The organism is Micrococcales bacterium (assembly GCA_009784895.1).
Taxonomy (GTDB): domain Bacteria; phylum Actinomycetota; class Actinomycetes; order Actinomycetales; family WQXJ01; genus WQXJ01.
In genome coordinates this window covers 20,849-30,260 of record WQXJ01000029.1, presented here as the reverse complement: position 1 = coordinate 30,260, position 9,412 = coordinate 20,849, and the positions used below count along the sequence as shown (strand labels likewise).

Annotated in this window: 3 protein-coding genes; 1 reads left to right on the top strand and 2 read right to left on the bottom strand. The window is 60.4% G+C overall.

What is annotated here, in order from left to right; all coding sequences use genetic code 11:
- On the bottom strand, positions 1 to 6,018 hold a 6,018-nt coding region (locus tag FWD29_06480), incomplete at its 3' end, for an Ig-like domain-containing protein (protein ID MCL2803583.1).
- Between the two features lie 255 nt (positions 6,019 to 6,273).
- Between FWD29_06480 and FWD29_06475 the strand changes: the two genes are divergently transcribed.
- A complete protein-coding gene (locus FWD29_06475; protein ID MCL2803582.1) occupies positions 6,274 to 7,707 on the top strand; it encodes an MFS transporter in 1,434 nt (477 codons plus the stop codon).
- Positions 7,708 to 7,732: 25 nt separating this feature from the next.
- Here the strand turns inward: FWD29_06475 and FWD29_06470 are convergent, their stop codons facing one another.
- A complete protein-coding gene (locus FWD29_06470) occupies positions 7,733 to 9,319 on the bottom strand; it encodes a ribonuclease J (protein ID MCL2803581.1) in 1,587 nt (528 codons plus the stop codon).
- Positions 9,320 to 9,412: the final 93 nt, after the last annotated feature.

The following is a 9,412-nucleotide window of genomic DNA, read 5'->3' as shown; positions in this document are numbered from 1 at the left end:
CGGCACCGTGAACACCACATCAACCCCACCAGTCAAAACCGGTGGCGTCTCAACGGTGGCCACAGTCGCCCGGATCACCTGGGCTTCAACATGAACCAACGACGCCTCCACCGGAGCCGCCAACGACAACCCCAAAGACACCGGGTCTACAGCCCCACCAAACTCGATCTGGGCGGGCGAGTTCTCGACCGTCACGGCGCCAATGGCGGGTGGCAAGGCCGCGGACACGTTGACCACCTCTTCGGTCAGGTCGGTGATCTCAACCTGAGCGATCCCCCAAGCCGAAGTCAGCACCGTCAAATTATTGGGCGGCGTCGCCGTCGAACCAACAATCTGAGCCGCACCATCAACGGCAAACGAGACCGCGACATCGGGCACACCTCTACCAAATTGATCAGTAACAGTCGCCGTGGCCGCGTGCCGGCCTATTCCATTATTGGCCACCACGCCAGGCGTTGTTGTTAGCGTCGCACTGGTGACCTCAATCGGGCTCCAGGTAGGCACAAAATGAGCCACGTCATTTGGATCCGGGGTAGCCAGTTCCATGATCCTGATTCCAGTATTACGTCCCGTAACCGGGCCCAATGGGTTATAGAAGACCGCCATCTGGTAATCAAAACCGGATGTCGAGGTCACTGTGGCAACGTAGACTCCGGCGGTTGTGGTTTCGACAAATTCAGAAACCACTACGGATGACGAATACTGCGAGAAACCCGCCAGGTTTCCGGCCAAACCGATCAGTCCGTTCCCTGTTTCTGGATCCTTCAACTCCACCGTAATCACACCCTGATCGATTCCATCGGCCAGAATCGAAGCAGGAGACACCCGCAAAGTCGAAAGCATGGGTGGTAGATCGACTGGAACAAACGAAGCCGCCAATGGGTAGGTTGCCCACGGATCGGACCGGTAGTTGAACCGAAGGCTGTAATCCGCCGCTGTTGTTGACGTCACCTCGATGGACCAGCGACCAGGCGAAGTTTCGACCGGTTCGGCGATCTGGGCCCCTGCGGGCGTCGAGACAGCCGAGTAGGTGCTGGCATCATCGAGCCGGGGCCACAGGAATTCTGGCTCTCTCGGGTCACCAATCTCGGCCCTGACAATGTAGCAATCCGTACCATCGGCCAGGACAGCAGGATGGGACACAGTAATCGGGGTGCATGGTTCAATCCACCAAGACGGCCACCAATCGCCGTGGGGGTGGTAGAAGCTGGCCACATTGTTTGGGTTAGGTTCGGCCAGCTCAGTGATCCACAGTGGCCCGCCTCCCCACATGTTCGGATCCGCCCAAGCGTACCGAGCCCAAATTGTGTAACTGCCTGGCAAGGTCGAAGCCACGGTCGCCGTGTAAACCCCAGGCGCCGAGGTTTCGGTGAACCTAGATATCGTCAGGAAGGAGTCATAGCTTCCCTGTGTTGTGGCATCTAAGCGGTCGGCTATTCCACTAAACGGCCCACCTGCGGCATCGTACGCCGTCACCGTGATCGTGGCCGTGCCAATGCCATCGTCTTCCACCAGCCTTGACGACACTCTCAAGGTCAGCCGAGCCGGGTCTAGCGGTCCAGAGGATCCGACAAACTCAATTTGGGCAGGCGAGTTTTCGACGGGCACAGAGCCGATGCCGGGTGGCAAGGCCGCGGTCACGTTGACTGTTTCTCCGGCCAGGTCCGTAATTTCAACCTGCGCGATCCCCAAAGCCGAAGTCGCTACCGTCAAGGTGCTAGGCGATGTCGCTTCCGAACCGACAATTTGAGCCGAACCATCAACCGCAAACGACACCGCGACATCGGGCGCACCTCTACCAAACTGGTCAATAACCGTCACCGTGGCCGCGTGCCGGCCTATTCCGTTATTGGCCACCACGCCTGGCGTTACTGTCAGCGTCGCACTGGTAACCTCAATCGGGGTCCAGGTCGGCACAAAATGAGCCACGTCATTTGGCTCCGGGGTAGCCAATTCCAAGATCCTGATTCCTGTATTACGTCCGGTGACCGGGCCCAATGGGTTATAGAAGACCAGGATCTGCTGACTTATGCCAAGAGTCGAGACTACTGATGCAGTGTAGACTCCGGCGGTTGTGGTTTCGACAAATTCAGAAACCACTACGAAGGACGAAAACTGTGGGAAACCGGCCAGGTTTCCGGCCAAGCCGGTCAGCCCATTGCCCGTTTCTGGGTCTTTCAACTCCACCGTGATTACACCTTGGTCGATCCCATCGGCCAGAATCGAAGCAGGAGACACCCGCAAAGTCGACAGCATCGGCGGCAAATCGACCGGAACAAACGAAGCCACCAATGGGTAGGTCGCCCACGGATAGGACTGGTAGTAGAACTGGAGCCTGTAATCCGCCGCGGTTGTCGCCGTCACTTCGATGGACCAGCGACCAGGCGAAGTTTCGACCGGTTCGGCGATCTGGGCCCCTGTGGGCGTCGAAACAGCCGAGTAGGTGCTGGCATCATCGAGCCTGGGCCACAAGAATTCTGGCTCTCTCGGGTCACCTATTTCGGCCTTGACTATGAAGCAATCCGTGCCGTCGGCCAAAACGGCAGGATGAGACACGGTAATGGGGCTGCATGGCTCGATCCACCATGAGGGCCACCAATCGCCGTGAGGCATATAGAAATCCACCGTCCTGTTTGGGTTGGGCTCGGCCAGCACCATCAGCCATTGCCACTCGCTTGTCGGTGTGCTCGGACCCGCCGGCAGGTAAAAGGCCAGGATGTCGGCGTAACCCTGCATTGTTGACGTGGCGGTTGCGGTGTACACCCCCGATGTCGCAGTCTCAGCGAAATCTGAGACCGTGACATAGTCCTCCATGTATCCCGTCGACCGAGCCAACAACCGGTCAGCCAGTCCACTAATTGGCGCACCCCAGGTGTCAAACACCGCCAGCGTGATGGTCGCCGTGTCCGTACCGTTTGCATATACCGGTGCAGACGACACTCTCAAGGTGGAACTTGCCACTTCCGGCGGTTCACAGCAATCGACAAACTCAATTTGGGCGGGCGAGTTTTCGACGGGCACAGAGCCGATGCCGGGTGGCAAGGCCGCGGCCACGTTGACTACTTCTCCGGTCAGGTCCGTGATGTCAACCCGCGCTATCCCCAAAGCCGAAGTCGCTACCGTCAAGGTGTTGGGCGATGTCGCTTCCGAACCCACAATCTGAGCCGAACCATCAACCGAGAAAGACACCGCGACATCAGCGATCCCATCGCCGGAAGCATCAGTTACCGTCACCGTAGCCGTGTGCACAGCCACACCGTCGCTTGGCATCTGGCCGGACGAAACCGTCAGCGCCGCGTCGACGTCAAAAACAGCCGGGCCGAACGACGCGATCGGTGGCGGGCGAAGTGTGATCACAGGCCCACCGGGGATATCGACTTTGGTGAAGTAGAAGTTCAGCTGCTTGTCGCCAGCAGTGGTCGAAGTGACCTCCATGGTGTAGGTCCCGGGCGGGTCTTCAACCGGATTCGACACAACAACATTGGGACCGGCGGAATAGTCAAAGTGGTTCCTGTCCTCGTCTTCAGAAAACCAACCGGTAATGGGCGGACCTTCGCCGTTAGGGTAGCCAAAGCCCTGCCTCAACACGACCGTGACCCTCTGGCAATCCTGGCCGTCAGACAGCACCTGCGGATGTAGCGGCGACAAAGCCGCGCACGGTTCGACCGACATTTCGGGCACAATGATGCCGTCCCCGTGCCCGTCCCTGACGTGAATCACGTCGTTAAGATCTGGTTCCTCCAGCGTGGTAATGCGGACACCGTCACCGCGGTAGCCGGGTGTGGTGCCCCATGGTTGGAAATAGACTTCGATCTGCTGATCGACTCCGTCGTAGGCAGCGACCGTCGCCTCATAGGTGCCAGGCTCAACTTCGGTAAAGGCGGAGATGATAGTGCGCGACTCGAGGGCGGGGCTGCCAAATGCCTTGAAGCTGTTGGCCGCACCCGTCCAAGGCGTCTCGGATGGGTGATGAACCGCCTTCACCCTAATGACGCCTTCTTGGCTGATGTTGTACGGCGGGACAAGGCTGGAATTCAGCCGCAACCAATCGGGCGTCACCCACAAAGTCGCATTGATCCATTCCGGCTCGCTGACAAACGCCACCCCGGCCGGAGAACCCTCCACATTGATGGCGCCAATGTCGGGTGGCAGACTAGCCGTTACTTGGACATATTCCGCCCTCAGGTCCGTGATCTCAATCTGAGCGATCCCCAAAGCCGAAGTCACTACTGTCAACGAATTTGGTGGTGTCGCGGTCGAACCAACAATCCGAGCCATGCCATCAACCGAGAAAGACACCGCGACATCGGGCACACCAACGCCACCATCATCAGTCACCGTCACCGTGGCCGTATGTGTGGCCGAACCATCAGGTGGCACCGCACCAGATGAAGCCGTCAACACCGCGCGAGTCGCCTCAGGTGGTTCACAACAAGCCACGAAATGGGCAATGTAGTTCACGTCCGGGAGCGCCACGTGGCCAATCCGATATGCCTCATCGCGGGTGGTCCAAGGACCATGGACATTGACGTACACATCAATTGCCTGGTCAACCGCAGCGGTCGATTTGACCGTTGCTGTGTACACACCAGCCTCGGCCGTCTCAACGAATTCGGACACCACGGTTTGCCCGGCCCACTCCTCTGGCGGGAAGCCTCTGAAGCTGTCTGCCATACCACTATGCGCCGCTCCGGTGTTGATATGGAACGCTGTCACCGTTATGACACCCTCATCGACGCCATCAGCCAAGATACTGCCGGGGGAAACCTGGTAGGCCACCCGCGTTGGGCCATCGCCCTCGGGCATCAATGGCTGGAATTCAGCCACATCGTTCGGATCCGGTTCGGTCAGATCGGTGATCCTAAGCCAAGAGCTCGAGGGCGAACTAGAGCTGTCTCGGGTGTAAACCTGGACCTGGTAGCTACCAGGCCGGCCGCAGGCAATCGTCGCCGTGTACTCCCCTGGCGTCGAGGTCTCAGTGAAACTGGAAATCGCACACCAACGTTCGGCCTCCGCTGGAACGGTGGCCACCAGACGGTCGCCCCTGCCACTTACTGCTTCACCCCAGCCGTCTAGCCAAGTCACCGTTACAGTGACCGTGTCCTTATCATTTGCCACCACCGGTTCAGGCGAAACCCGCACGGACAGTTGGTCAAACACGGGCTCGCTAACAAACGCTACCCAGGCCGGTGATCCTTCCACAGTGATGGCGCCAATGGTGGGTGGCAGACTAGCGGTCACATTTACCAATTCGTCCCTGACGTCTGTGATCGCAACCTCAGCAACACCCGAAGCCGAAGTCTCCACCGTCAGCGAATTTGGCGGCGCCGCCGCGGAGCCGACAATCTGGGCCGCACCATCAACGACAAACGACACCGCGACATCGGGCACACCAACGCCACCATCATCAGTCACCGTCACCGTGGCCGTATGTGTAGCCGAACCATCAGGTGGCACATGACCAGACGAAACCGTCAACACCGCCCGAGCCACCTCCGGTGGGCTCGTAAAGACCGCGTCCTGAGGCCACCCCACCCGGTCGAAGAATCCCATGAACTCGACATAGCCCGCCACCGGGACGGTGTAGGAGCCCGGCAGCACACCGCGAATCTCGCAGGTATACAAGCCGTTGCCCTGTTCGACCACGTCGGTCACCGAAATCTGCACCACGGTGACAACTGTGTCCTGGACACAACTCAGCTTGTGGAAGCCGTCATCCAGTGCGCCCTCGACCGGCTGCCCCATGTAATCGATCAGCCGGAAGGTGCCGGTGTAGAAGGAATCAGGGTCCTGGGCATACTTCGGTCCCGCGTCGAGCTCGAATGTGCTATTCAAAATATCGGCTTGCCCTGGCTCATCAGCCGCGGCGGACTGACCCGAAGACCACGATTGCGCCGCACTGAGGCCGCCAATCCCAATCGCCGCGGCCACGAGCAAGATGATGGGCCTGGTCAGCGGGCCAAAACGGCGCCGAACGTTGGCTGTAGCTGATGGACCCGGGGCTAGTTCCGTCTTCATGTCTGCTTCCTTCGAGCCAAAACTCGACGGCCCGGCCTTTGGAGGCAGAACGGTGGACTACGCCGCCACCAGCCAGTATTGTCCCCAAACCGACTCCAGTCCAACACCCACGCCCCGGTGCTAGGTAGTGCCACCGCCACCTCCCAGATAGTCGAAGACGGACCCGCCACCCGGTCAACTGCGCTAGGGTTGGGCCCCGGCGCCAACCGCGCCGCCCAACGCCAACTTGCCTCGCGGCACAGGAGCCCACCGACTATGGCCCAGTCCTCTCAAACACGTTCTGCCAGGCTTGATGCCCTGCCCTTCACCCGCCTGCACGGCCGCTTGTTGGGCGCCTCCGGCGTGGGTTGGGCCATGGATGCAATGGACGTTGGCCTGATCAGTTTCATCCTGGTGGCGCTGCCGGCCAATTGGGACCTCAAAGCGACTTTCCTCGGCATCACTGCCGGGTCCTGGCTGGCCTGCGCCGGCTTTGTTGGCATGGCCATTGGCGCCTCGATGGGTGGCTGGCTGGCAGATCGGATTGGCCGCCGCCAAGTCTTCGCCCTGACCATGGTGCTTTACGGCCTGGCCACCGGCGCCAGTGCCCTGGCCATGGGTATCACGGCGCTGATCATTTTGCGCCTGATAGTTGGCTTGGGCCTGGGGGCCGAGCTGCCCGTAGCCTCCACCCTGGTCTCTGAATTCTCCCCGCCGCGCATTCGCGGCCGGATGATCGTTTGGCTCGAGGCCTTTTGGGCCGTGGGCTGGACCGGGGCCGCTCTGCTGGGTTACTTTGTGGCTTCGCCCGATGGCGTTTTCGGCAGTCTTGGCTGGCGCGTCGCCTTGGCCTTTGGCGCACTGCCGGCGCTCTACGCCGTTGTGGTCCGCCGCACACTACCGGAATCAGTCCGCTTCTTAGAGGCGCAGGGCCAATACGGCCAAGCCGAGCAGGTGGTGGCCAGATTCGAGGCCGTCGCCAACGTCAAGACTGCCCCAGCCCAGGAGCCGGTAACTAGCCGGGGTGGTGACAGTGAGCTCGATGGTAAGCCCTCCCCGGTTGATCCGGCCCGTGAATACGACCCAGTTCGGGTGCCCATTAGCGAGCTCTTTAGAGGTGGCCTGGCGCGGCGCACCGCGGCCATTTGGACGGTTTGGTTCTGTGTCAACTTCTCCTACTACGGAGCCTTCATTTGGCTTCCGACAATCTTGAATCAGGACCTCGGCTCCATCACCAAGTCGTTCCAATACACACTGATCATCACCCTGGCACAACTGCCCGGTTACGCCATGGCGGCGTTTCTGATCGAGAAATGGTGCCGGCGGGCAACGCTGGCCACCTACCTGGTTGGATCGGCCGCTGCCGCGGCACTTTTCGCCCAGGTCAACACGACGGCGGGGATCATCGCAGCCGGCATGACACTGAGCTTCTTCAACCTGGGGGCCTGGGGTGCCCTTTACGCCGTCACGCCCGAGGTCTATCCCACCGTGCTGCGCGGCACTGGTGCTGGTTGGGCGGCCGGCTTTGGTCGGGTCGCTTCGGTTTTGGCTGTGCTGATCTCGCCGCTGGTTTTCACCCGAGTTGGCACCGGTTGGGTCTTTACTATCTTCGCCTGTTCCTTCGCCATTGGTGCGGTGGCCGCCTTTATGCTGCCTGAGATGCGTGCCAAGGTGCTCGAATCCACCCTGGAAGACACCCGGACAACCTGACGGACAAGGTAAAACAGGTGGGGGCTTAGACCTGGACCACCATGGGGATGATCATGGGGCGGCGGCGCAGGGTCTTCGAAATCCAGCGGCCTAAGGTTTTGCGGATGACCTGCTGCAGGCCGTGAGGGTCGGTCGCCCCAGTCCGCATCGCGTCCACCAGGGCGGCAATGATTTCCGGGATAACCTCTGCGAAAACCTCATCTGATTCAGCAATGCCGCGGGCTTGGATGATTGGCTCGCTGACCACCGTGGCCGCGTCTGCGTCAACTACGGCCACCACCGTAATGAAACCCTCATCGCCCAAGATCAGCCGGTCCTTTAGCTCGACCTCGGTCAGCTCACCGATCGACGAGCCGTCAACGTAGACGAAACCAACGTCGAGCAATCCCGCCACCCGGGCCTCGCCATCGGCCACGTCTATGGCCAAGCCATCCTCAGCCATAATCACGTGATCTTCTGGCACGCCGGTGGCCATTGCGTGTGCGGCGGCGGCCTTGAGGTGACGAACCTCGCCGTGCACCGGCATCACCGCTTTGGGCTGGACCAGGTTGAATAGGTAGAGCAACTCACCGGTGGCGGCATGACCGGAAACGTGGACGCGCGCGTTACCGCTGTGCACCACCTTGGCTCCCAGCCGAGTCAAGCCGTTGATGACCCGGTAGACCGAGTTCTCGTTTCCAGGAATCAGCGAAGAAGCCAAGATCACCGTGTCGCCGTCACCAACGTGGATCTTATGATCGCCATTGGCGATACGTGACAGAGCCGCCATCGGTTCGCCCTGCGAACCGGTGGTGACAAAGACAACCTCGTCCCGGGGCAGCGAATCGGCTGTTTTGAGATCGACCACTGTGCCTGGTGGCGAGGTCAAATAACCCAAGTTGGTGGCAATGGTCATATTCCGCATCATTGATCGCCCAGCGAAGGCCACCTTGCGCGAATGGGCCGCCGCCGCATCTACCACCTGCTGCACCCGGTGGACGTGGGAGGAGAAACAGGCCGCGATGATCAGGCCCTCGGCTGCCCGGAAAACCGAATCGAGCACCGAGTTGATTTCCATTTCGGTTGGCACAAAACCGGGCACCTCGGCGTTGGTCGAATCGACCATTAGTAGGTCGACCCCCCTATCGCCAGCGCGGGCAAAAGCGCGCAGGTCAGTCACCCGTCCATCAAGCGGTAGCTGATCCATTTTGAAGTCACCAGTGTGCAGTATCCGGCCCGCCGGCGTTTCGATCACAAGTGCCAACGCGTCCGGAATCGAATGCGTCACCGCCATGAATTCGCAGGTAAACGGGCCAAGCTCCTCGCGCGACCCGTCATCCACGGTTAGGCAGAAGGGTTGGATCCGGTGTTCGGCCAGCTTCGCCTCGGTGAAAGCCAGGGTCAAGGCCGAGCCGACCAGTGGAATATCCGGCTTTAGTCGCAGCAGGTACGGCACCGCCCCGATGTGGTCTTCATGCCCGTGGGTCAGCACCACTGCCACGACGTCATCTAGTCGGTCTCGAATTGGCCCAAAATCCGGCAGGATCAGGTCCACCCCGGGCTGGGATTCCTCCGGAAACAGCACCCCGCAGTCGACCACCAACAGCTTGCCGTCCAATTCAAAGGCCGTCATATTGCGGCCAATCTCGCCCAATCCACCCAATGGAACGATCCGCAAACAGCCGGGCGCCAGCGCGGCCGGCGGCCCCAGCAAATGGTGTGACAA

Bases quoted from the DNA above. Each gene is read 5' to 3' on its own strand.
- FWD29_06475 (MCL2803582.1), top strand. From the start codon at position 6,274: ATGGCCCAGTCCTCTCAAACACGTTCTGCCAGGCTTGATGCCCTGCCC.
- FWD29_06470 (MCL2803581.1), bottom strand. From the start codon at position 9,319: ATGACGGCCTTTGAATTGGACGGCAAGCTGTTGGTGGTCGACTGCGGG.